Here is a 381-nt window from a genome sequence, read left to right as displayed (position 1 = left end):
CAGTAGGCCTGTTGCATGTCCATGAGCGGGAAGGGCTCATGACGGGCGGCGCTGTCGGGAAGGATGACGGGCAGGTCCCCGTCCTGAGCCCTTTTCCCGGCGTCGAGCAGGGAGGCGATCCGGGAGGCCAGAGCATCGATGGTAGGCTCCTTGAACAGCAGGCTGCGATCCACCCGGATGCGGAACTGCTTTTCCAGCGACTGGAACAGGTCCAGGGCCAGCAGGCTGTCCACGCCCAGCTCGATAAGGTTGGCATCGCCGGGCAGGTTCGCGGCGTCGGTCCGCAGGATGGTAGCCACCTTGGCACGGACGGCCCGCATGACGGCATCCCGGCTGTCCCGGCCCGCGCTGTCCGCTTCGGGCGATACGGAGGCTTCGCGG

1 protein-coding gene is annotated in these 381 nt (G+C 67.5%); it reads right to left on the bottom strand.

Features of this window, described 5'->3' with window-relative positions:
* Window positions 1–381: acyl carrier protein (locus tag JWG43_RS19360; RefSeq protein ID WP_205244516.1), on the bottom strand; the 381-nt coding region annotated here is incomplete at both ends.

The organism is Desulfobulbus alkaliphilus (assembly GCF_016918545.1).
In the GTDB taxonomy this organism is placed as follows: domain Bacteria; phylum Desulfobacterota; class Desulfobulbia; order Desulfobulbales; family Desulfobulbaceae; genus Desulfobulbus; species Desulfobulbus alkaliphilus.
This window is presented reverse-complemented; position numbering and strand designations above follow the sequence as displayed.